General features: G+C 63.7%; 18 protein-coding genes and 1 other RNA gene. 16 read left to right on the top strand and 3 right to left on the bottom strand.

The window, feature by feature from the left end; all coding sequences use genetic code 11:
* The first annotated feature begins 122 nt into the window (after positions 1 to 122).
* Positions 123 to 1,685 carry a putative bifunctional diguanylate cyclase/phosphodiesterase gene (locus tag BC360_RS02010; protein WP_065794047.1) on the top strand — a complete coding sequence of 521 codons (1,563 nt, stop codon included), beginning with the start codon at positions 123 to 125 and terminating at the stop codon, positions 1,683 to 1,685.
* Between the two features lie 95 nt (positions 1,686 to 1,780).
* Entirely contained in the window at positions 1,781 to 3,136 is a 1,356-nt protein-coding gene (locus BC360_RS02005) for a serine hydrolase domain-containing protein (RefSeq protein WP_065794046.1), read from the top strand.
* Between the two features lie 215 nt (positions 3,137 to 3,351).
* On the opposite strand, the gene BC360_RS02000 is transcribed toward BC360_RS02005, so the two are convergent.
* The 3 genes from BC360_RS02000 to BC360_RS01990 form a co-directional block, all read right to left on the bottom strand.
* Complete coding sequence (locus BC360_RS02000; protein ID WP_065794045.1) at positions 3,352 to 4,347, bottom strand: lytic transglycosylase domain-containing protein; 996 nt, start codon at positions 4,345 to 4,347, stop codon at positions 3,352 to 3,354.
* Between the two features lie 116 nt (positions 4,348 to 4,463).
* Positions 4,464 to 5,099 (bottom strand): LysE family translocator, encoded by a 636-nt coding sequence (locus BC360_RS01995; RefSeq protein WP_065786772.1) that lies wholly within the window; start codon positions 5,097 to 5,099, stop codon positions 4,464 to 4,466.
* A gap of 134 nt (positions 5,100 to 5,233) precedes the next feature.
* Positions 5,234 to 6,448 carry a pyrophosphate--fructose-6-phosphate 1-phosphotransferase gene (locus tag BC360_RS01990; RefSeq protein ID WP_065786773.1) on the bottom strand — a complete coding sequence of 405 codons (1,215 nt, stop codon included), beginning with the start codon at positions 6,446 to 6,448 and terminating at the stop codon, positions 5,234 to 5,236.
* A 410-nt stretch (positions 6,449 to 6,858) separates the two neighbouring features.
* Here BC360_RS01990 and BC360_RS01985 point away from each other — a divergent pair, with 410 nt between their 5' ends.
* From BC360_RS01985 to ftsW, 14 genes are all read left to right on the top strand, one after another.
* On the top strand, positions 6,859 to 7,566 hold the full coding sequence (locus BC360_RS01985) for a J domain-containing protein (RefSeq protein ID WP_065786774.1): 708 nt from the start codon (positions 6,859 to 6,861) through the stop codon (positions 7,564 to 7,566).
* Positions 7,563 to 8,327: an N-acetylmuramoyl-L-alanine amidase gene (locus BC360_RS01980; RefSeq protein ID WP_065786775.1), complete on the top strand. Its 765-nt coding sequence runs from the start codon at positions 7,563 to 7,565 to the stop codon at positions 8,325 to 8,327. Before BC360_RS01985 ends, BC360_RS01980 begins: the two co-directional genes overlap by 4 nt.
* A gap of 228 nt (positions 8,328 to 8,555) precedes the next feature.
* Positions 8,556 to 9,083: a lytic transglycosylase domain-containing protein gene (locus tag BC360_RS01975; RefSeq protein ID WP_065794044.1), complete on the top strand. Its 528-nt coding sequence runs from the start codon at positions 8,556 to 8,558 to the stop codon at positions 9,081 to 9,083.
* A gap of 200 nt (positions 9,084 to 9,283) precedes the next feature.
* On the top strand, positions 9,284 to 10,474 hold the full coding sequence (locus tag BC360_RS01970) for an NAD(P)/FAD-dependent oxidoreductase (RefSeq protein WP_065794043.1): 1,191 nt from the start codon (positions 9,284 to 9,286) through the stop codon (positions 10,472 to 10,474).
* A 98-nt stretch (positions 10,475 to 10,572) separates the two neighbouring features.
* Positions 10,573 to 10,972: RNase P RNA component class A (gene rnpB / locus BC360_RS01965), an RNA gene on the top strand.
* Between the two features lie 491 nt (positions 10,973 to 11,463).
* Complete coding sequence (gene mraZ, locus BC360_RS01960) at positions 11,464 to 11,904, top strand: division/cell wall cluster transcriptional repressor MraZ (protein ID WP_065794042.1); 441 nt, start codon at positions 11,464 to 11,466, stop codon at positions 11,902 to 11,904.
* Positions 11,905 to 11,918: 14 nt separating this feature from the next.
* Positions 11,919 to 12,944 (top strand): 16S rRNA (cytosine(1402)-N(4))-methyltransferase RsmH, encoded by a 1,026-nt coding sequence (gene rsmH / locus BC360_RS01955; RefSeq protein WP_065786779.1) that lies wholly within the window; start codon positions 11,919 to 11,921, stop codon positions 12,942 to 12,944.
* A gap of 7 nt (positions 12,945 to 12,951) precedes the next feature.
* Positions 12,952 to 13,335 carry a hypothetical protein gene (locus BC360_RS01950; RefSeq protein WP_065786780.1) on the top strand — a complete coding sequence of 128 codons (384 nt, stop codon included), beginning with the start codon at positions 12,952 to 12,954 and terminating at the stop codon, positions 13,333 to 13,335.
* Positions 13,335 to 15,083 (top strand): peptidoglycan D,D-transpeptidase FtsI family protein, encoded by a 1,749-nt coding sequence (locus tag BC360_RS01945; protein WP_065794041.1) that lies wholly within the window; start codon positions 13,335 to 13,337, stop codon positions 15,081 to 15,083. Before BC360_RS01950 ends, BC360_RS01945 begins: the two co-directional genes overlap by 1 nt.
* A gap of 66 nt (positions 15,084 to 15,149) precedes the next feature.
* Positions 15,150 to 16,613, top strand: a complete 1,464-nt coding sequence (locus BC360_RS01940) for a UDP-N-acetylmuramoyl-L-alanyl-D-glutamate--2,6-diaminopimelate ligase (protein WP_065794040.1) — start codon at positions 15,150 to 15,152, stop codon at positions 16,611 to 16,613.
* A 1-nt stretch (position 16,614) separates the two neighbouring features.
* A complete protein-coding gene (locus BC360_RS01935; RefSeq protein ID WP_065794039.1) occupies positions 16,615 to 18,054 on the top strand; it encodes a UDP-N-acetylmuramoylalanyl-D-glutamyl-2,6-diaminopimelate--D-alanyl-D-alanine ligase in 1,440 nt (479 codons plus the stop codon).
* A gap of 238 nt (positions 18,055 to 18,292) precedes the next feature.
* Positions 18,293 to 19,393, top strand: a complete 1,101-nt coding sequence (mraY, locus tag BC360_RS01930; protein ID WP_065786784.1) for a phospho-N-acetylmuramoyl-pentapeptide-transferase — start codon at positions 18,293 to 18,295, stop codon at positions 19,391 to 19,393.
* A gap of 7 nt (positions 19,394 to 19,400) precedes the next feature.
* Positions 19,401 to 20,792 (top strand): UDP-N-acetylmuramoyl-L-alanine--D-glutamate ligase, encoded by a 1,392-nt coding sequence (murD, locus tag BC360_RS01925; protein WP_065794038.1) that lies wholly within the window; start codon positions 19,401 to 19,403, stop codon positions 20,790 to 20,792.
* A 102-nt stretch (positions 20,793 to 20,894) separates the two neighbouring features.
* Positions 20,895 to 22,049 carry a putative lipid II flippase FtsW gene (gene ftsW, locus BC360_RS01920; RefSeq protein ID WP_065786786.1) on the top strand — a complete coding sequence of 385 codons (1,155 nt, stop codon included), beginning with the start codon at positions 20,895 to 20,897 and terminating at the stop codon, positions 22,047 to 22,049.
* Positions 22,050 to 22,052 lie beyond the last annotated feature (3 nt).

Genomic DNA, 22,052 nt, shown 5'->3' with positions numbered 1-22,052 from the left:
TTGATGACGGGTTTTTTCACAGCTCCCGCGCTGCACAAAAATAGCCGACTACGATTTTTCACCCATAAGAATTCATTAAACCCTGGCGTGCTAGCTCCATCCTATATTCGGGGGGCGTCGACATGATGTTAAGAACGTTTCTGCCGAAGCCCGAGCAGCGATTTGCGGCTGCCGGCACGGCACTGGGGGCTTTGTTTCCGGCGGTCTGGCTGACCACGGAAACGGTGTTCACGGATGGATCCTTTGCACATTGGAACTTTTCCGGAGCGCTTGCGGCGGGCGTCATGCCCTTCTTCGTCGGAGCCTCCTTCTATCGCTGGTCGTATTCACGTCGGCTGGAACGCGAGCTCAGGGCGGCCCGCCGTGCCGAGCGGCGGTTGCGCAACGAGGTCCACCGCGACCGTTTGACCGGGCTTGAAAACCGCTCGGCGCTGGAGGCGGATGTCCTTCGCGCGCTTCGCTCTGACGGCACGGCGTTCGAGCGCAGGCCGCTGCTCCTCATCGACCTCGATCGCTTCAAGACGGTCAATGACACGATGGGGCATGACGCCGGCGACCGTCTGCTGAGCGGCATCGGCACCCGGCTGAGGTGCGCCTTCGCCGGTGAGGCGACCGTCTATCGGCTCGGCGGCGACGAGTTCGTGCTGGTTGCGCCGGGCTCGCCTGATGATGCCGAGGTCGCAGCGCTTGCGGATCGCGTGAAAGCACTGTTCGACATGCCTTTCGATCTGGCGGATGGCCAGGCGGCATCGGGCTGCAGCATCGGCGTGACATTCCTTGAGCAGGGCGATCTGTCGACCGGTGCCGTGTTGAAGCGGGCGGATCTTGCGCTTTACGAAGCCAAGGAGATGCGCGGCAACAGCCATGTATTTTATGCACCGCACCTCGCAAAGGCGGCGGAAAGCCGCGCCGAGGCCGAGCGGGACCTGGCCCGCGCGGTTTCGCAGCGGGAGTTCTTTCTGGAATATATGCCGATCGCCGGTGCCGCCAGCGGCGCCATCCGTGGCTTCGAAGCGCTGTTGCGCTGGCTGCACCCCGTGCGCGGCGTCATCGGCACGGAGGCTTTCGCCGAACCGCTCGAGCAGGGCGCGCTTGCGCTCTCGGTCGGCAATTGGGCGCTGCGACAGGCCTGCAGGCAGGCGGCGAGCTGGCCGTCTCCGGTGGGTTTGACGGTCGCGCCCTTCGCGCTGCAATTGCGGGACCGCGATTTCATCGGTCATATCAAGACGTGTCTTGGTGAGGCCGGATTGGCACCGGGGCGACTGACGATCGAAGTGCCGGAAGCGTTCTCGGCGGGCGACATGGCCCTGATCGGCGAAAATCTGCAGGGCTTGCGCGCGCTCGGCGTGCGCATCGCGCTGAGTGGTGGTGCTGCGGCCTCGCTGCCGCTCAACCTTGTCGGCGAGCTGCAGCCGGACCAGTTGACGGTGGACCTGCCGGCGATCCGTCGGTCGCATGGCAGCGAGCGCAGCGTCGCGCTGCTCGCCTGCCTCCTCAAGACGGGCCAAGTGCTGCGGCTGCCGATGGCGGTGCGTGGCATCGCCAGGGAAAGCGAGATGGATTGCGCCCGCACCGCCGGGGCGGTCGAGGCCTGGGGGGCATGGATATCCCCGGCCTTGCCGGCGCGCGATCTGGCGGCCCTGTGGCGCGATGCGTCCGGCGAGGACGTTCGTCGGCTGGCGTAAGCCGGACGGGCAACGCGCATCTCCTCGGTGACGACGCAAGGGCTTTTCCTTTCGCGCAAATGCTGCTTCTCTCTCGCGTCAGACGGGAGGATGCGATGGGACGCGTATTGAAAACGGTCGGTGCCGCAGTTGTTGTCGCCGTTGCCGGCGTCGGCGGATGGCTTGCGCTGGCGCCGCCGGAACTGCTGAAGGTCGGCGATGGCTACGCCGCCAAGATCGTCTGCTCGAATGTCTTCATCGCCGGGCGTGACGGGCAGGCGGTGCTTGCCGACGACGTCCAGGCGCCGGGCAATCCGCTGTTGAAGTTCATCAGCGTTTCCGTCGACCGGCAGAAACGGCTGGTTTCGACCCGCATCTTCGGCTTTGCCGCCCCGGCCCATGCCGTCTATCGCCCGGGGCTCGGCTGCGCCAACGTCTCCGACGAGGATGTTGCAGCTCTGGTGCCGATGGCGGAACCGTCGACGCAGGAAGCCGCGCGCTCGGCCGACGCTTCCTGGCCGGACGGCGACAAGGCGGATATCGACCCCGCGGTTCAGGCGTTGATCGAGGACGGCAACCTTGCCGGTCCCGGCATGCGGGCGATCGCGGTGGTGCGCGACGGGCATCTGATCGCCGAGACTTACGGCGCGGGTTTTGATCGCTCGACGCCGCTTCTCGGTTGGTCGATGACGAAATCGGTGACATCAGCTCTCATCGGCATGCGTGTCGCCGAAGGGCGCATGGATGTAACGCGCGCCGGCCTGCTGCCGGAATGGAGCGGCGACGAGCGCGCCAGGATCAGGCTTGCCGACCTCATGGGCATGGAGAGCGGCCTGGAGTTCAACGAGGGCTATGGCAATGTCAGCGATGTGACGCGCATGCTCTATCTCGAAAGGGATATGGCGGGCTTTGTCGCAGCCAAACCGGCGACATCTGAGCCGGGCTCGACCTTCAGCTATTCCAGCGGCACGAGCGCGCTCTTGTCGCTGCTCTGGATGCGGAGCTTCGACGACCCCGCCGCTGCGCTTGCCTATCCGCGCGACGCCCTGTTCCTGCCGCTCGGGATGACGAGTGCCGTGCTCGAGGCCGATGCCAGCGGCACCTTCGTCGGATCGTCCTACATGTATGCGACGGCGCGCGACTGGGCGCGTTTCGCACAGTTCCTGCTTCAGGACGGCAACTGGAAGGGCAGGGCGCTGCTGCCGAAAGACTATGTCGCTTTCATGCGGACGCCGACGAAAGCATCCGGCGGCGAATATGGCGCGGGCCAGGTGTGGCTGCAGGAAAACGGGGTTCGCGCCGGCACCGGCGTCTTCCCTGCGGACGCCTTCTGGATGCTCGGCCATGACGGGCAGGCGATCATGCTGGTGCCCTCGCTTCGCCTTGCCGTCATCCGCCTGGGGTTGACGCCGTCACGCGGCGGTTACGACGTGCAGCAGCTCAACGCCAAAATAATAGAGGCGCTCGATTGAGCGCCTCCTGAAACCTTCACCGAAACGATCGGCGGGCTTATACCAACCTGCGCTGATATTGACCTATTGCGTGAGACCGTGTGCGGTCATCCGGCGAGGAGCACACCGCAGAGCGATGCCTTGGCATCGGTCGAGGATTGCGACGCTGCCGGTGGCCGACACACGGCCCACCCGAAGGGCGCGGCGCAATAGGTCAATATCAGCGCAGGTTGGTATTACTTCATGCCAAGCTCTTCGAGCAGGCCCTTGCGCTTGGCGTGGTAGTAGTAACCGCTGGCATAGAGCTTGACCGCGCCGTCGTGCTTGTTGTCGGCAACCATCCAGGCGCCGTGCAGGTACTTCGTCGCATACATCAGGTTGGTTTCCGCGTCGAACAGGCCTTCGGCAGGACCGTCGTAGCCGAGACCCTTGGCGGTGTTGTAGCGGATCTGCATCAGGCCGTAATTGCCCCTGCTGAAGGCGCGCGGGTTGTAGTTGCTCTCGCGCTTGACGACGCGGTGCACGAGTTCGACGGGGATGCCGTTGAGGTCGGCGTAATGCTTGATGAGCTTGTCGAGTTCCGGACGCGAGCTGGTCGGCGCCTTGGTGAGCTTCATCGAATCGGGAATGACGCTGGCAACGGCGGCGACGCTCGAACCGATCACGCCCATCTTCGGCTTTTCGGTCGGAACGATCATGCGGTTGGCGACGAGCGTTTCGAGGCCGACCGGCTCGCCGGTGTCGAAGTCCGATTCCATTGCGGCGGCAACCGCCAGCGTGGAAACGGGAAGATCCTGAACGCGGCTCGTCTTCGGCGAGACGAGAGCGGATGCGGTCTCCGGCAGGGCAGTTGCGTTGGTCGCTGCCGCAGCCGGCGTCGCCATGGCGACGGCCTGGGCTTCGCCCGGCTTGGCGCCGGGAACGGCGACTGCGGTGGGTGCCGGACCGGCGGCGGCCTGCGCCAGGTCGGTGCCGACGGCATAGGTGGTTGCCATGCCAGCCGTTTGCGCCGACAGCGCAGCGGAGGCCGCGGTTGCCGCGCCATCCGGAGTCGGCAGCGCATAGGCTGTCATTTCGGTGCCGGGCTTTGCAAGCGGGGTGACCGTCTGCACGGCCGTAAGTTCTTCCACCGAGATATGCTCGACAGTCGAGCACCCCGAGACGAGTGTCGCCGACAGAATAGCTGCCACGCCAAACGTCTGTTTTGAAAGGGAAATACGGAATTTCGCCATGCTGTCACTTTCGTGCTTCTGGGCCCCGCAGCCCCTGCAAATCAACGGCTGCCGGCCGCCATGCGTGAATCTCCATTAACCCATGGGGCGTCTTGCAGCAAGCAGGCGAGCGAATTTCAGGCCGTGGCCCGCTTCATGGTTGCGGTCAGAAGCCCGGCGCCGACGAGCAGCGAGCCGCCCGTGCGGTTGACGATCCGCCTGATGTTCGGCTTGGAAATAGTGCTTCTGGCGGCCGAAGCAAGCGCCGCATAAAGGCTTGCATTGAGGATGGCGAGCGTCAGGAACGTCACCTCGAAAATCGCCATCTGGGTAAAGAGCGGCTGCGACAGATCGAGGAACTGCGGCAGGAAGGCGACGAAGAAGACGATGCTCTTGGGGTTGAGCGCGGTGACGGCATAGGCATGGAAGAAGATGCGCAGCGGCCGTTCCTTGGCGGGCGTCTTCTCATCCGCGCCTTCGCCGCCGGCAACCGGTGCCCTCCAGAGCTGGATGCCGAGCCAGATGAGATAGGCAGCCCCCACCCATTTCAACACGGTGAAGATCGTAGCCGAGGTGGCGAGCAGCGCACCGAGCCCGAGCATCGATGCGGTCATGGCGGTGAAATCGCCGAGTGCCACGCCGGCAACGGTGGCGCCAGCGGTCTTGCGGCCATGGCCGAGCGCATAGGAGATAACGAGCAGGATGGTCGGGCCGGGGATGGCGAGCAGCACTGCCGAAGCAGCGGCAAAGGCAAACCAGTGTTCGAACGACATGAAAAAGGCTCCGCACTTGAGGGGCATTCCCGAGAGGGAGCCACCAAGGCGCGGAGCCGTCAACTGTCAATCAGAGATTCGTTCAGAGCAAATCGTTGTCCCGGAACCGATGCCCGGTTTCGGGACAACGCGGCTTAGTCTTCCGCCTGCCACTTCTGGCCGATGACATCCATGACGTCGCCGAACCACTTCGCTGACGTGTCGAAGTGCTTGCCGCCCTTGATGCGTGGGAACTCGATGGTGCGCAGCTTGCCGCCCTGGTCCTCGTCGTGGCCGGTGACGCCGGAGACCTTGTTGAGCGCGCTTTCGACCGCCAGGTCGACCATGCTCTGGATCAGGCGCAGGTCATCGCTGTTTGCCGGCGCGGAGCGGGCGTAATAGCCCGACTTCTGCACCATCGACCGTTCGGCACCGAGAAGGGCGGCGAACTGCTTGGAGAACCAGTTGCCGACATTGATGGTGTCGATCTTCACGTGGCCGAAGGCATCGCGCTTGATTGTTTCACCGGCGGCTTCGCGCTCAGCGACGATCGCGTCGAGGCAGGCGCCTTCGCTGACGAACAGCGTCACGAAGCCGGTGCGGTCCATGATCTGACGCAGACGATCGGCTTCCCCCTGCAGGTCGAACTTCATCTCCGGCAGGTAGAGACCGTCGATGTTCTTCATCTGCCGGTTCATCATGAAACCGTCGACGAATTCCTTGTCGTCAGTGATCTGGATATAAGAACGGGCGGTGGCTGCGGTCAGCCAGCCGCTATGGCGGCCCATGACTTCATGCACGACCAGCGTGCGCGGTGCGGCACTCTGTTCGTTGCTGACATTGTCGAAGAAGCGGGCGCCATATTCGGCAGCCGTCCAGGCGCCAAGCGTCTGGCGGATCGGCACGACGTCGTTGTCGACGGTCTTCGGCAGGCCGACGACCGTCAGGTTGTAGCCATTGGCGCCGAGATAGGCGGCAAGGTCCGCGGCCGTGGTGTTGGTGTCGTCGCCACCGATCGTATGCAGGATGCTGATACCGTCAGCAGCCAGCCTTTCGGCCGCGACGCGCAGCGGATTTTCACCTTCCTTGACCAGGCCGCGCTTGACGCAGTCGGCGGCGTTGGTGAGCTTGACGCGGCTGTTACCGATCGGCGAGCCGCCGTGGCGGTGCAGGAGATGCGCCTTTTCGCGCATATCCCCGGTGATCTCGATGCGGTCGCCAAGCAATACGCCCTGATAGCCGGAGCGGTAGGCCACCAGCTCGTAGTCCGGTGCGATGTCGGTGTAGCGTTCGATCAGGCCGCCAACGGCGGATGACAGACAAGGCGCCAGCCCGCCGGCCGTCAGCATTGCGACTTTCTTCTTGGCCATGTTTCCTCCTCGGGGATTCGGCACGCAATTGGAATGGGGGTCTCTCTAGCGCAAATCGGATGGAAGTTAAATGACAGGCCTGTGGATGCCCGATCGGCAAACGCGCCTGTTTCGTCGCACCCGTTTCGAATGCGGCCATGGACATGATGTCGCGCAGACAAGTGACGCGAGGGCCAGGGCTTGCGTCAAACGGCTGCGGGCCAGGGGCTCCGGCGCTTTTCCCATAGGGCCCACGTGTTCCCCAGGGAACAGATGGGAACACTTGCGCCGGCGCAACATTAGTGTAACGGATTGACAATAGTGAGGGGCCATCACAAATTCGTCATTCCCGTGGTTCGCCGCAGGCCACCGCTTGCAATTTGCCACCACAAAAATCCATGCTATAGGCTGGAGAGACAGGAAAATCGTGCATGTCATTCTGGGAAAGCCTCCTCAAGATCGTCACCGCCACGGGCAACGCGCTTGCCGGTGTGGTCGAGGCTGTGCGCACCCTGTTCGAAGGCGACCCGGAGACGCGGCGCAAGGTGGCTTTCTCCGTGGCGATGATTGCGCTTTCGGCCAAGATGGCCAAGGCCGACGGCGTAGTGACCGAGGCTGAGGTCTCGGCCTTTCGCGATATCTTCGAATTTCCGGCCGATCAGGCGCAGAACGTCGCCCGTCTCTATAACCTCGCGCGCCAGGACGTTGCCGGCTACGAGGCCTATGCCGAGAAGATGGCGACGCTCTGCTCGTCCTGCGAGAACAATTGCCCGATCCTGGAAGACATCATCGACGGGTTGTTCCACATCGCCAAGTCCGATGGCGCCGTGCACGAGAAGGAACTCACCTTCCTGATGCGGGTTGCCGAGATCTTCCACATGGACGAAGCCCATTTCGAACGGATCATGGCGCGTCACGTGGATAGCGAAGGTCGGGATCCCTACCAGGTGCTCGGCGTTTCACCCAAGGACGACTTTGCCAAGATCCGCAAGCACTACCGCGTGCTGGTGTCGGAGAACCATCCGGACATGCTGGTTGCGCGCGGCGTGCCGGAAGAGTTTCATGCGATCGCCAACGACCGCATGGCCGCGCTGAACGCCGCCTACGAGGCGATCGAGAGAGAACGCCGCGCCGCATGACGTCGAAATACTGTGACTACGCGGGTGCACGCTTCATGCCGTCGCCCAACTTTGGCGACCGTGCGGATGCGCGGGTGCCCGATATGATCGTCCTTCACTATACCGGCATGCCGACGGCGAAGTCTGCGCTCGAATGGCTGTGTCGGCAGGAGAGCCAGGTTTCCAGCCATTATTTCGTCCATGAGGACGGCCAGGTGGACCAACTCGTTCCGGAAACGCTGCGGGCCTGGCATGCGGGCAAGAGCTTCTGGAAGGGTGAGACCGACATCAATTCCTGCTCGATCGGCATCGAGATTGCCAATGCCGGCCACCCCGGCGGGCTTCCCGACTTTCCCGAAAAACAGATCGCGGCGGTCGTCGAATTGTGTCGGGACTGTGGCGAACGGTGGTCGATCGCCCCTGAACGGGTGCTCGCACACAGTGATATCGCACCCATTCGCAAGGTCGATCCGGGTGAAAAATTTCCGTGGCATCGTCTGCACCACGAGGGTGTCGGGCACTGGGTGGAACCGGCGCCGATCGGAGGTGGTCGCTTTTTCCAGCGCGGCGATCGCGGCCAGCCGGTCGAGGCGATCCAGTCGATGCTGTCGCTCTACGGTTACGGCATTGAAGTCACAGGCGATTTCTGTGAAAAGACCGAGGGCGCCGTTGCCGCGTTCCAGCGGCATTTTCGCCAGGAAAGGGTTGACGGCATCGCCGACATCTCGACCCTCGATACGTTGCACCGCCTGCTTGCGGGACTACCGCAATTCGGGGCCTGACGCGCAAAATTTTTGCGTGCTAAATTAGCTTTCCCGGAGTTTTGTCGCACAAATTTGCTCCGTTGCCACATGTTTACCATGATGCGGCATTCATTTGCCGCCCATTGGAACTGCAGGGAACGCCAGGGCGCAACGCTCATTTCCTGTCAATGAAACGATCGGGAAGTGAGGCTTGAACGGCGGGGTGCGCCGTGCTGCCCATTCCCCAGACCGGAGACTTCAAACTACATGAGAATATCGTCTGTTGCTGCGGCGGCGGCATGCTTTGGCATGTTCTTCGCCGGGATTGGTACGTCGTATGCGGGGAACGTCGACGAGACCATCAAGACCTCATCCCTCAAGTCAGTTACACGGACGACAGGCTACCCGAAGCCGGAACTCGCAGAGGGCACGCAGTACACAATCCTGATCCAGTCCTACGCCAAGCAATACGGCGTTCCGGTCGATCTCGCCCATGCGGTGGTCAAGGTCGAAAGCAACTTCAACGCCAAGGCGCGCGGCAGTGCCGGCGAAATCGGCCTGATGCAGATCAAGCCCGCGACGGCGCGGATGATGGGCTATTCCGGCTCCTCCAAGGGGCTCTACGATCCCGAAACGAACATCAAGTTCGGCATGAAATATCTCGCTGTGGCGCATGAGCTTTCCGGCGGCACCACCTGCGGCACCATCCTGAAGTACAATGCCGGCCACGGCGCCAAGCGCATGAACCCGGTTTCCAAGCGTTACTGCGGCAAGGTCCAGAGCATCCTCAACTGAGTGATGCCGGCCCCTCGCGTCCCCAATGAGGGGCGCTGTTCTCTCGAATACCGAGCATCATCCGCCGGCCGTCCTCAAGCGGTGGCGGATGCTCCAGCCGGACAGGTCTCGCGTTCCGGCAATTCTCAAAACGTGATGCAACCGCAGTGCCATATCTGCGCCGACATGCTACAGCGCCTGATCGAGTTGATGGGGCGGACATGTCGGAAAGCTTTGATTTCATCGTCGTCGGCAAGGGCATGATGGGGGCGGCTGCAGCGCGGCACCTGGCGCTATCCGGCACACGGGTGGCCCTGGTCGGGCCGGACGAGCCCAGCGACTGGGCCAATCACGGCGGCGTCTTTTCCAGCCACTACGACAATGCCCGCATCACCCGCACGATCGACGACGATCCCGTCTGGGCGCGGCTCGCCAAGCGCTCCATCGACCGCTACAGCGAGATCGCCGGACAAAGCGGCATCGACTTCTATTCCGAGGTCGGCTGCCTGATCGCCGGACCGGCGCCGGGCGGAAGCCACGACTATATCGACAAGGTCGCCAAGGCTCGCGACGCGCTCGGCGTCGACGCACCGCTGCTGGACGAAGATGCGTTGTCGAAGCGCTTTCCGTGGTTCCGTTTTCCCGAAGGTTTTGCCGGCATTCACGAGGCGCGTGGTGCCGGCCACATCAATCCGCGTGCGCTCGTTCTGGCACAGACGATCTGCGCGGAAAGGGCCGGCGCCCGGATCGTGCGCAGCGAAGTGTCTTCCGTATCGCAGGCCGGCGACCGGGTTGTCGTGACGACGACAGACGGCATCGCGCGCGAAGCGGGGCGGGTGATCGTCGCGGCCGGCGGCTTCTCCCTTTCCGAAACCCTTCTTCCCCGGCCGATCGACCTCGTCGTCAAGGCACGCACCGTGTTCTTCGCGGAGGTCGCGGCTGGCGATCTGCCGACCTTTGACCACATGCCGTCGCTGATCGGCGCGGCGCCGGAGCAGGCGAAAAGCTACTACCTTCTGCCGCCGGTCGCCTATGCCGACGGCAAGCACTATATCAAGATCGGCGGCGATCCGACCGACCGTATTCTCGAGAGCGAACCTGATGTGCGCGCATGGTTCCGCGGCAGCGCCGGCGCCGGGGCGGCGGAACACATGGGCGGGCTGCTTGCCGAGGTGATGCCCGGTTTCAAACCCGCTTCGACGCATTTCAGGCCTTGCGTGACGTCGTTCACCCGCCATGGCTTTCCCTATATCGGCTTTGCCGGCGGCGACCGCATTGCCGTGGTGACGGGCGGCAACGGCCAGGCGGCGAAAAGCTCCGACGAGATCGGCAGGCTCGGCGCCATGCTGGTGATGGACGGCCGGATCGACGATCCGGCCTATGAGACGGATTTCGCCGTCTCGTTCCGCTGAGCACAAAAGTGTAAACTGCGGCGACGGGCGATGGCCGAAACGTCGAGATTGCCGTTTTTCTCTGGCGCTCGGCCTTGCGGTCGGTTAAGGACCGCCTGCCAGTTGGCCGGGCAGCCGCGCTCCGCAAGTGCCGAAAGGCCGCGGGGGGAGGAAAGTCCGGGCTCCACGGAAATACGGTGCCGGATAACGTCCGGCGAGGGCGACCTCAGGGAAAGTGCCACAGAAAGCAAACCGCTCCGCTTGCGGAGTAAGGGTGAAAGGGTGGGGTAAGAGCCCACCGCGGACATGGCGACATGGACGGCACGGCAAACCCCACCGGGAGCAAGACCGAATAGGGATGACGTGGACGCGCAAGCGTCCAGCCTGTTTCCGGGCCAGTCATCCGGGTGGGTTGCAAGAGGCTGCGTGCAAACGTAGTCCCAGATGAATGGCTGCCACGTTCCGCTGTCTTCGGGCGGCGGGGCCATACAGAACCCGGCTTACAGGCCAACTGGCAATTTTTCCCTTTTTGCCCGGCGATGTTTTCGGCTGCGACGCGGCTTGAGGCAGTGCGTGGTTCGCTCGTCGCCCTCTTGCCTTCAGCGCTGGCGAGCGGCGAAAGCTGTGCCCGGAGAGGCATCCGCCCGCTTTGCCGCGATCTTGCTGATGTTCCGATTTCCCAACGATTTGAAGCCGTTTGGCCGTCGCATTGCGAGGCATCGGGGGTGCTTTCGTAACTCTTCATTAAACTTAACAGCTTATCAATTTTTGATCAGCCCAATGGCTGTTTGAGAGCCAATCCCATTGACGCCCATATGGTCCCATGATATCCCATAATGGTACTGCGCAAGGGCCGCTTCGTGGCCCATTATCGCAAAATTCCAGGATCTCCCGGCTTCGGGAGATGGGCGGGCATGTTGGTGTCCGGCGGGGGCGTTTTGTGGGTGTGGTCGAGTGTTCTCGCGGGTCGATGATTATGGCCCGTCAGTCTTGGGCGGCCGTTTCGCGTCATGAACCGCTTCTTGTCAAATGCTACCAATCGGATCGATGCAAAGGGGCGGGTGTCCGTACCTTCGGCGTTTCGTTCTGTTCTGTCGGGTGGGGGCGTTCGGGAGTTATACTGCTTCCAGGATTTCGTCTTCCCGGCGATCAGTGTCGGCGGGCCGGAGCTCCTGGATCGGTTCGAGAGGCAGATGGCGGCCGAGGATCCATTTTCTCCGGCGGCCAACGAGATGTCGCTGCTCGTTCATGGGGGCGGGGTCTTCGTCAAGCTCGATCCGGAAGGCCGGTTGATGGTGACGGATTTCATCCGCGACTTCACCGGTATCTCGACCGACGTGATGTTCGTCGGGCGGGGCGATTATTTTCAGCTCTGGGAGCCGCAGGCCTTTGCAAAGGCGCAAGCGGCGGCCCGGGAAGGGCGCAAGTCGCGGGGGTTGCGCCCGGAATAGAATGGAGAGGCGGAATGGTGACGGAACAAGGCGGAGGTGCTTCTGAAGCCGATGGCGGACCGGTCCGTCACATTCCCGTCCTCCTGAGCGAGGTTCTCGCCGCGCTTGATCCGGCTCCCGGCAAGGTCATTCTCGATGGCACGTTCGGTGCCGGTGGTTATGCCTCCGCCATCCTTGATGCCGGCGCCGAGGTGATCGCGCTCGACCGCGACCCGACGGCGATCGCCGCGGGTCAGGCGATGGTTGCAGCCGCGGGCGGCAAGCTCAAGCTCATCCACTCCCGCTTTTCGCAGCTCGCCGAGCATGCGCCCGCCGGCAGTCTCGATGGCGTGGTGCTCGACATCGGCGTGTCGTCGATGCAGATCGACGAGGCCGAACGCGGCTTCTCTTTCCAGAAGAAGGGTCCGCTCGACATGCGCATGTCGGCGGCCGGCGTCTCTGCCGCCGATGTCGTCAACCGCGCCAAGGTTTCCGATCTCATCCGCATCTTCGGCTTCCTCGGCGAGGAAAAACAGTCGGGCCGTATCGCCCGCGCCATCGAGAAGCGCCGGGCCGAAACACCGTTCGAAACCACCCGCGATCTCGCCGGGCTGATCGAAATCGTCACACCGCGCAAGGCCAAGGACAAGATCCATCCGGCCACGCGCGTCTTTCAGGCGCTGCGCATCTTCGTCAATGACGAACTCGGTGAGCTCGCCCAGGCGCTTTTTGCTGCCGAGCGGGCGCTGAAGCCGGGCGGTCGCCTCGTCGTCGTCACCTTCCATTCCCTCGAAGACCGGATCGTCAAGGCCTTCTTCCAGGATCGCTCGGGCAAGGCGGCGGGTTCGCGGCATCTGCCGCTGGTGACCGCGCGTGCTGCAACCTTCACACCAGTTGGCAAGCCTATGGTGGCTGCCAGCGAGGAAGAAGCGTCCCTCAACCCGCGCGCCCGGTCTGCCAAGCTCAGAGCCGGTATCCGCACGGAAGCGCCATCGCCGGGAAACGATCTGTCCATTTTCAATCTGCCGGAACTGGCGAGCCTTGCACGGTTGGGGGGCTGAGAGAGATATGCTGCGAACACTCGACATAGTCCTGATCGTCGTCATGACGGCAGCCGCCACGGTCACCTACACGATCAAGCATCGTGCCGAAAATAAGCTGGAAGAGGTGCGCAAGCTCGATGCCGCCATCAAGCTGGAAGAGGACACGATCGACCTTCTGCGCGCCGACTGGGCGTTGCTGACGCAGCCGAACCGGCTCGAGCGCCTGGTTGGCGCCTTCGGCGCCGATCTGCAGCTGGCGCCGACGCCGTCCACGCAGCTCGCCCGCCCGCAGGAACTGCCGATGCTGAAGGCCGACCTGCCGCCGACGGAAGAAGAAAAGAAGCTCGCCGCCGACAAGGCGCCGGAGAACAAGACCGATAATATTGCAACAGGTTCGGTGGCGCGCTGATGTCGTTTCTCTCCCGCATCATGGTCTTGAAGAGCAAGGCGCATTTCTCCGCAGGCGGCAACAACCTGCCGGCCGAGGCCAAGCTCAACGTCACCTTCCAGGGCACGCGCAAGAAGACCACCAACCAGGCGAAGAACCGCGTCGCGATCATCATCGCCAGCTTCGGTCTCGTCTATGCGGTCATCGGTGGCCGGCTGGTGCAATACGGCATGGCCCAGCCGGAGACGGTGTCGAGCATCGGCCGCGCCGACAACCTGATGGCCTCGCGCCCCGATGTACTCGACCGCAACGGCGAGATCCTCGCCACCGACATCCGCACGGTCTCGCTCTATGCCGAGCCGCACAAGATCGTCGACGCGGATGAGGCGGTCGAGCGGCTGGCAACGGTTCTTCCCGATCTCAACGCCCGCGAGATCTACAACAAGCTGAAGTCGAAATCGCGCTTCCAGTGGCTGCGCCGCCAGCTGACCCCGAAGCAGCAGAGCGAAATCCTGGCGCTCGGCATTCCCGGCGTCGGCTTCCGGCCGGAAAAGCGCCGCTTCTATCCCGGCGGCCCGACCGCCGCCCATATCCTCGGCCACGTCAACATCGACAATCGCGGCGTTGCCGGCATGGAACGCTACATCGACGGGCAGGGGCTCGCCGATCTCGCCGCCATCGGCATGACCAGCGATGCCAAGCTCGAGCCGGTCAAGCTGTCGATCGACGTTCGGGTCCAGAACATCGTGCGCGACGTGATCGACGCCGGCATGAAGAACTACCAGGCGCTGGCCGCAGGCGCCGTCGTGCTCGACGTGAACACCGGCGAAGTGCTGGCGATGGCGTCGGTTCCCGATTACGACCCCAACAAGCCGGCCGAAGGTGCGGAAGAGGGCTGGATGAACCGCATGTCGAATGGCACGTTCGAGATGGGCTCCACCTTCAAGACCTTCACCATCGCCATGGGCCTCGATTCCGGCAAGGTGACGCTCAACGACAGCTTCGACGCCACAGCACCTATCCGCATCGGCGGCTTCACCATCAAGGACTTTCACGGCAAGCGCCGGGTGCTGACCGTTCCGGAAATCTTCCAGTATTCGTCGAACATCGGCACGGCCAAGATCGCCGACCTCATCGGCATTCCCGGCCACAAGGAATTCCTCACCCGCATCGGCCTCCTGTCGAAGCTGCCGACCGAGCTGCCGGAAGTCAAATCGCCGACCCAGCCGCGCGAATGGAAGAAGATCAACTCGATCACCATCTCCTTCGGTCACGGCGTTTCGACGACGCCGCTGCAGACGGCCGTCGCCGGTGCGGCACTCGTCAACGGCGGCAAGCTGATCCCGCCGACCTTCCTGCCGCGTTCGCAGGAGCAGGCTGACGAACTGGCGACCACGGTCGTCAAGAAGAGCACCAGCGACGACATGCGCTTCCTGCTGCGCTGGAACGGCATCGCCGGTTCGGGCAAGCGCGCGCAGGTGCCGGGCTTCAACGTCGGTGGCAAGACCGGCACGGCCGACAAGGTCGTCAACGGCCGCTATGCCAGCGACCAGAACTTCAACGCCTTTCTCGCAGCCTTTCCGATCGACAATCCGAAGTACATCGTGCTGACATTCATCGACGCGCCGAAGACCGGCGAAGGCGGCGGACGGACCGCCGGCTCGAATGCTGCGCCCATGGTTCGCGACATCATCAGCCGCTCCGCACCGCTTCTCGGCGTCGAACCAAAGTTCGGAGAAGATGGTTCTGCCATGCTTGTGTCTTATTAGGCATGAAATGAGAATGCAGACGATTCGCCAGCCGGCGGATTGAGAGCGATGTGAGACGTGCGGTTCATGAAGATAAAAGACCTGGCGGGAACGAGCTTCCCTGAACTTTCTGCGCAACTGGATGGCGCTTCCTCGCAGATCGAGGTTGCCGGTATCACGGCCGACAGTCGGCAGGTGCAGCCAGGGGATCTTTTCGTCGCCGTGTCCGGCAGCAAGGCGAACGGCACCAGCTATATCGCCGATGCGCTTGCGCGCGGCGCGGTCGCCGTCGTTGCCGAATCCGGTGCAAAGCCGGATGGAGCTTCCGCACCGGTTCTCTCGCTCGGCAACCCGCGCGCCTTTCTGGCGCGCGCGGCCGCTGCCTTCTACGGCCGCCAGCCGGAGACGATGGTGGCGGTGACGGGCACGGCCGGCAAGACCTCGGTCGCCTCCTTCACCCGGCAGATCTGGGCGCATTCCGGCCTTGCCGCGGCGATGATCGGCACGACGGGCGTGGTTGCGCCCGGCCGCAACGACTACGGCTCGCTGACCACGCCCGACCCGGTTTCCCTGCACAAGCTTCTCGCCGAACTCGCTGACGCCGGCGTCACCCATGCGGCGATGGAGGCCTCCAGCCACGGCCTCGACCAGAGCCGCCTCGACGGTGTGCGCCTTTCGGCGGCGGCCTTTACCAATCTCGGTCGCGACCACATGGACTACCACCCGACGGTCGAGCACTACATGGCCTCCAAGATGCGGCTGTTCGAGGCGCTGTTGCCGAAGGGCGCGCCGGCGGTGATCTTTGCCGACGACCAGTGGTCGGAACAGGCGATCGCCGCAGCCCGCAAGGCCAGGCTCGACGTGCGCACCGTTGGCCGCAAGGGCGATTTCATCTCGCTGAAGCGGGTCGAGCATTTCCGTCACAAGCAATCTGCCGAAGTGCATGTCGGCGACGACATCTTCGAAATCCACATTCCGCTTGCCGGTGACTTCCAGGTGGCCAACGCGCTTGTCGCCGCAGGCCTTGCGATCTCTACCGGCATCAGCGCCAAGGCGGCGTTCTCCGCGCTTGAAAAGCTGCAGGGTGCCTCGGGCCGCCTTGAATTGGTCGGCCAGACCCGCGACGGCGCGCTTGCCTATGTCGACTATGCCCACAAGCCGGATGCGCTCGAAAACGTGCTGGCCTCGGTGCGGCCGTTCACGACGGGCCGCGTGATCGTGGTCTTCGGCTGCGGCGGCGACCGCGACAAGGGCAAGCGGCCGATCATGGGCGAGGTCGCCACGCGGCTTGCCGACGTGGTGATCGTCACCGATGACAATCCCCGCTCCGAAGTCCCTGAGGTGATCCGCTCGGAAATCATGGCTGCCGCCCCGGGTGCGACCGAAATCGGCGACCGCGCCGAAGCGATTCGCGCCGCGGTCGGCATGCTCCAAAGCGGCGACACGCTGATCGTCGCGGGCAAGGGACACGAGGAAGGACAGACGGTCGGTTCCGTCACGCTGCCGTTCTCGGATCACGCGGAAGTCCGCAAGGCATTGGGAGGTCTGTGATTTGAACTGGCTCTGGACAAGCAGCGATCTTCTGGCCGCAATGCACGGCCGTCCGGTTGGAAACCTGCCCGAAGGAGTAAGCGGCATATCGATCGACAGCCGCTCCGTCGGCAAGGGCGAAGCCTTCTTCGCCATCAAGGGCGACCGGGTCGACGGCCACGACTATGCGGGCCTTGCGCTCGCCAATGGCGCGGCACTGCTCGTCGTCAGCGAAGGCAAGCTGCCGGCGCTCGGCCGCCTCAGTGCGCCGATGATCGTCGTCGACGATGTGCTTGAAGCGATGATCCGGCTCGGTTGCGCCGCGCGTGACCGCAGTGCCGCCAAGATCATCGCCGTCACCGGTTCGGTCGGCAAGACTACCACCAAGGAGATGCTGCGGCATGTGCTGGTGCCGCAAGGCCGCGTGCATGCATCCGTGGCCTCGTTCAACAATCATTGGGGCGTGCCGCTGACGCTTGCGCGCATGCCCGAGGCCACCGATTTCGGCATCTTCGAAATCGGCATGAACCACCCGGACGAGATCCGGCCGCTGACGAAGATGGTCCGCCCGCATGTGGCAATCGTCACCAGCATCGCCGCCGCCCATCTCGGAAACTTCGAGAGCCTGGAGCAGATCGCCGAGGCCAAGGCCGAGATCTTCGAGGGCGTTGTCAACGGCGGCCACGCGGTCATCAATCACGACAGTGCCCAGTATAAGCTGCTTGAGAGGGCTGCCGGCACGGCCGGCGTCAGCTATATCCACTCCTTCGGCGTCAACCCGAAGGCGGAGTTCCGCCTCGTCGAGTTCGCCGGTGCTGCTGATGGATCGGTGCTTTGGGCAGCCCTTGGCGGCCGGACGATGGAAATCACCATCGGTGCCCCTGGTCGTCATATCGCCGAAAATGCGCTTGCGGTGCTGGCAGCGGTGAAGCTCGTCGGCGCAGACGTCGATCATGCCGCCTCGTCGCTGGCGACCATGCAAGCCGAAACGGGTAGGGGCCGCAGGCATCAGCTGCTGGTTGGCGCCGGCACCCTGACGCTGATCGACGAAAGCTACAACGCCAACCCGACCTCCATGCGCGCGGCGATTTCGCTGCTGCAGGATGCCGCTCCGGCACCGGGCGGCCGTCGTATCGCCGTGCTTGGCGACATGCTGGAGATGGGCGACCACGCCGTCGACGTCCATGCCGCGCTCGCCCGGCCGCTGGTCGAAGCCGGCATCACCGATGTCTGGCTTGCCGGGCCGCTGATGGCCCACCTGCGCGACGCGCTGCCGCCGGAAGCCTCCGTCGTCTACCGCGAGAGCGTGGACGAACTGAGGGCCTATGCACTCGGCGCGGTTGCAGCCGGAGACGTGGTGATGATCAAGTCTTCGAAGGGCACGGGCTGCGGCAAGATCGTCCATGCGCTGATCGAAGCCTATCCGGAGCCTGGGGCCGAGGGGAACGAAGCGACCGCGTGATTGCCGGGCCGCAAGCGGTTCAGGGGGCAATGACGCAGCCGATGAAATGACGACCTCGACCTTTGCGCGCCTCATGCGGCGCGCGGCGTTCGAGCGGTCGCCGCCGATGTTGGCGGCGGTGGATACAGCCTTAGGTTAGGCAGCGCGGCCTAACACTTTCGCGTACAAGCGCGTATCGTTTTTCAGATGATTCTGTAGGACGGTGTCCGATTTTAAACCTTTGGGGAAAGGTCCCTTAATGCTCATCTGGCTTGTGGAACTGGCGGACCACTTTCAATTTTTCAATCTCTTTCGCTACATCACGTTCCGTACCGGTGCAGCGCTTTTCACTTCGGCTTTGATCGTATTCCTTTTCGGTCCGCGCATGATTGCCTCGCTCCGCATCCGTCAGGGCAAGGGCCAGCCCATCCGCGCCGATGGACCGCAGACGCATTTCAAGAAGGCCGGCACGCCGACGATGGGCGGGCTGATGATCCTTGCCGGCATCGTCGTTTCGTCGCTTCTGTGGGCCGATCTTTCCAGCGTCTACGTGGTGTCGACCCTTCTCGTCACGCTCGGCTTCGGCGCCATCGGCTTTTACGATGACTATCTCAAGGTCACCAAGCAGTCGGACAAGGGCTTTTCCGGCAAGGCGCGTCTCGGCATCGAGTTCGTCATCGCCGCGATTGCCGTGTTCTTCATGATGCAGGCGTCGTTTTCGGGCGGTGCTGCCGGTTCGACCTTCGGTTCCTCGGTCACGTTCCCGTTCTTCAAGGACCTCGTGATCAATCTCGGCTATTTCTTCGTGCTGTTCGGTGGCTTCGTCATCGTCGGCGCCGGCAATGCGGTGAACCTGACGGACGGTCTGGACGGGCTTGCCATCGTGCCTGTCATGATCGCGGCGGCCGCCTTCGGCCTTATCGCCTATCTCGCCGGTAACGCCGTTTTCGCCAACTACCTGCAGATCCATTTCGTGCCCGGCACCGGCGAGCTCGCGGTCATCCTCGGCGCCGTCATCGGCGCCGGCCTCGGCTTTCTCTGGTTCAACGCGCCACCCGCCGCCATCTTCATGGGCGACACCGGTTCGCTGGCACTCGGCGGCCTGATCGGCACCGTTGCCGTCGCCGTCAAGCATGAAGTCGTCATGGTCATCATCGGTGGCCTGTTCGTCATGGAAACCCTGTCGGTGATCATCCAGGTGTTCTGGTTCAAACGCACCGGCCGCCGCGTCTTCCTGATGGCGCCTATCCACCACCACTTCGAAAAGAAGGGCTGGACGGAAAGCCAGGTCGTGATCCGCTTCTGGATCATCGCCGTCATCCTGGCGATGATCGGCCTGTCCACCCTCAAGCTGCGGTGAGCGGACGATGATCGCGGTCAGTACATTCAGGGGCAGGAAGGTCGCTCTCTTCGGGCTCGGCGGCTCGGGGCTGGCGACCGCGGAGGCGCTCGTCGCCGGCGGCGCCGACGTCACTGCCTGGGACGACAATCCCGACAGCGTCGCCAAGGCCGGCGAGGCGGGTGTGCCGACGGCGGACCTGCATGGCATCGACTGGCGCGCTTATGCCGCCTTCGTGCTTTCGCCCGGCGTGCCGCTGACCCATCCCAAACCCCATTGGACCGTCGACCTCGCGCATGCCGCCGGCGTCGAAATCATCGGCGATGTCGAGCTCTTCGTGCGCGAGCGCCGGGCGCAGGCGCCCGATTGCCCGTTCATCGCCATCACCGGCACCAACGGCAAATCGACGACGACGGCGCTGATCGCCCATATCCTGAGAGAAAGCGGCCGCGACACACAGCTCGGCGGCAATATCGGCACGGCGGTGCTGACGCTTGGGTCCCCGAAGGCTGGCCGTTTCTATGTGGTCGAGTGCTCGTCCTACCAGATCGACCTGGCGCCGACGCTCAACCCGACGGCCGGCATCCTGCTCAATCTCACGCCCGATCATCTCGATCGCCACGGCACCATGCAGCATTATGCCGACATCAAGGAGCGGCTGGTGGCCGGCAGCGGCACGGCCATCGTCGGCGTCGACGACAGTTTCTGCGCGCTGATTGCCGACCGCGTCGAGCGGGCAGGCACCAAGGTGGTCCGTATCTCGCGCCGGCATGTGCTGGCCGACGGGATCTATGCCGAGGGCTCGCGCATCCTCCAGGCGCAAGGCGGAACCTCGCGGCTCTTCGTCGACCTCGATGGCATCCAGACGCTGCGCGGCGGCCACAATGCGCAGAATGCGGCAGCCGCAATCGCCGCCTGCCTCTCCGTCGGCGTCAGCGAAGATGAGATACGCCAGGGGCTGACAAGCTTCCCCGGGCTGAAGCATCGCATGCAACCGGTCGGCCGCAAGGGCGCGGTGGTGTTCGTCAACGACAGCAAGGCGACCAACGCGGATGCGGCGGCCCCGGCGCTGTCGAGCTATGAACGCATCTACTGGATTGCCGGCGGCCTTCCGAAGGAGGGCGGCATCACCTCGCTGTCGCCGTTCTTCCCGAAGATCGTCAAGGCGTACCTGATCGGCGAGGCCGCACCTGCCTTTGCCGCGACGCTGGGCGAGGCGGTGCCCTTCGAGATCTCGGGGACGCTGGAGAAGGCGGTTGCTCACGCCGCGGCGGATGCGGAAGGTGACGACAAGGGCGCGTCGGCGGTGATGTTATCCCCGGCTTGCGCAAGCTTCGACCAGTATAAGAATTTTGAAATACGCGGCGATGCCTTCGTCGGCCACGTCAAGGCGTTGCAGGGCGTGACGATGCTGATCTGACGTTGCCCTGTCTGCGCGCCCCAACTGGCGCGCGACGGGTGGCTGTGATGCCGGGGTTTCGGACGTTTGGCGCAAGCGCGCCTGATAAAGGGGACTGACAAGATGGTAAGCCGAGCCGAACGTGGCCCTGTGGCCGACTGGTTCTGGACAATCGACAGGTTCTTCCTGGCGACCTTCATCCTGTTGATGGGCGTGGGATTCATGCTGTCCTTTGCGGCAAGCCCGGCGGTCGCCGAGCGCATCGGCCTCGACAGCTTCCATTTCGTCAAGCGCCATGCCGTCTTCCTCCTGCCGTCGCTGGTGGTGATGGTTGCCATCTCGTTCCTGTCGCCGAGGCAGGTGCGCCGCACCGCGATCATCCTGCTCGGCGTCTCGCTTTCCATGATGGTGCTGGTGCTGTTCGTCGGTCAGGAGGTCAAGGGCTCGATGCGCTGGATCTCGATCGCCGGCATTTCCATCCAGCCCTCCGAATTCATGAAACCGGCCTTCGTGGTCGTCTGCGCCTGGCTGTTCTCCGAGCATGCGCGCCAGCCGGAAATTCCCGGCAACCTCTTTGCAATCCTGCTCTTCGGCATCGTCGGCGCGCTGCTCGTCGCCCAGCCCGACCTTGGCCAGACGATCCTGACGACCGCGGTCTGGGGCGGAATGTTCTTCATGGCCGGCATGCCGTGGCTCTGGATCATCGTGCTCGCCGGCGCTGCCTTCGGCGGCTTCTTCGTCGCCTATACCATGCTGCCGCACGTGGCCGGTCGTATCGACAAGTTCCTGACCGGGGAGGGCGACACCTTCCAGATGGACACGGCGCGCGAAGCGATCATCCGCGGCGACTGGTTCGGCCGGGGGCCGGGCGAAGGCATCGTCAAGCGCATCATCCCGGACAGCCATACCGACTTCGTGTTCTCGGTGGCGGCCGAAGAGTTCGGCATCGTCTTTTGCATGCTGATCGTGATGATCTTCGCCTTTCTGGTGCTGCGCGGCCTCAACCACGCCTTCCGCGAGCGCAACGACTTCAACCGCTTCGCCGTCGCAGGCCTTGTCCTGCAGATCGGCATCCAGTCGATGATCAACATCGGCGTTAACCTCGAACTGCTTCCGGCCAAGGGCATGACCCTGCCGCTGATCTCCTATGGCGGCTCGTCCATGGTGGCTATCTGCGTTACCGCCGGCTTCATCCTGGCGCTCACGCGCCATCGCCCGGAGAAGCGCGCCGTGGAGCGCAGCCTGTTTCGGTCCGGCATTGGCGTGCCGGCGGAGTAAGAC

The sequence above is a fragment of the Ensifer sp. LC163 genome (genome assembly GCF_001695855.1).
Classification (GTDB): domain Bacteria; phylum Pseudomonadota; class Alphaproteobacteria; order Rhizobiales; family Rhizobiaceae; genus Ensifer.
This window is presented reverse-complemented; position numbering and strand designations above follow the sequence as displayed.

Coding starts and splice junctions, on each gene's coding strand:
- mraZ (WP_065794042.1), top strand. CDS start 11,464: ATGAACCGCTTCTTGTCAAATGCTACCAATCGGATCGATGCAAAGGGG.
- BC360_RS01975 (WP_065794044.1), top strand. CDS start 8,556: ATGAGAATATCGTCTGTTGCTGCGGCGGCGGCATGCTTTGGCATGTTC.
- BC360_RS01970 (WP_065794043.1), top strand. CDS start 9,284: ATGTCGGAAAGCTTTGATTTCATCGTCGTCGGCAAGGGCATGATGGGG.
- mraY (WP_065786784.1), top strand. CDS start 18,293: ATGCTCATCTGGCTTGTGGAACTGGCGGACCACTTTCAATTTTTCAAT.
- murD (WP_065794038.1), top strand. CDS start 19,401: ATGATCGCGGTCAGTACATTCAGGGGCAGGAAGGTCGCTCTCTTCGGG.
- BC360_RS01995 (WP_065786772.1), bottom strand. CDS start 5,099: ATGTCGTTCGAACACTGGTTTGCCTTTGCCGCTGCTTCGGCAGTGCTG.
- BC360_RS01980 (WP_065786775.1), top strand. CDS start 7,563: ATGACGTCGAAATACTGTGACTACGCGGGTGCACGCTTCATGCCGTCG.
- ftsW (WP_065786786.1), top strand. CDS start 20,895: ATGGTAAGCCGAGCCGAACGTGGCCCTGTGGCCGACTGGTTCTGGACA.
- BC360_RS01945 (WP_065794041.1), top strand. CDS start 13,335: ATGTCGTTTCTCTCCCGCATCATGGTCTTGAAGAGCAAGGCGCATTTC.
- BC360_RS01950 (WP_065786780.1), top strand. CDS start 12,952: ATGCTGCGAACACTCGACATAGTCCTGATCGTCGTCATGACGGCAGCC.
- BC360_RS01985 (WP_065786774.1), top strand. CDS start 6,859: ATGTCATTCTGGGAAAGCCTCCTCAAGATCGTCACCGCCACGGGCAAC.
- BC360_RS01940 (WP_065794040.1), top strand. CDS start 15,150: ATGAAGATAAAAGACCTGGCGGGAACGAGCTTCCCTGAACTTTCTGCG.
- rsmH (WP_065786779.1), top strand. CDS start 11,919: ATGGTGACGGAACAAGGCGGAGGTGCTTCTGAAGCCGATGGCGGACCG.
- BC360_RS02000 (WP_065794045.1), bottom strand. CDS start 4,347: ATGGCGAAATTCCGTATTTCCCTTTCAAAACAGACGTTTGGCGTGGCA.
- BC360_RS02005 (WP_065794046.1), top strand. CDS start 1,781: ATGGGACGCGTATTGAAAACGGTCGGTGCCGCAGTTGTTGTCGCCGTT.
- BC360_RS01990 (WP_065786773.1), bottom strand. CDS start 6,448: ATGGCCAAGAAGAAAGTCGCAATGCTGACGGCCGGCGGGCTGGCGCCT.
- BC360_RS02010 (WP_065794047.1), top strand. CDS start 123: ATGATGTTAAGAACGTTTCTGCCGAAGCCCGAGCAGCGATTTGCGGCT.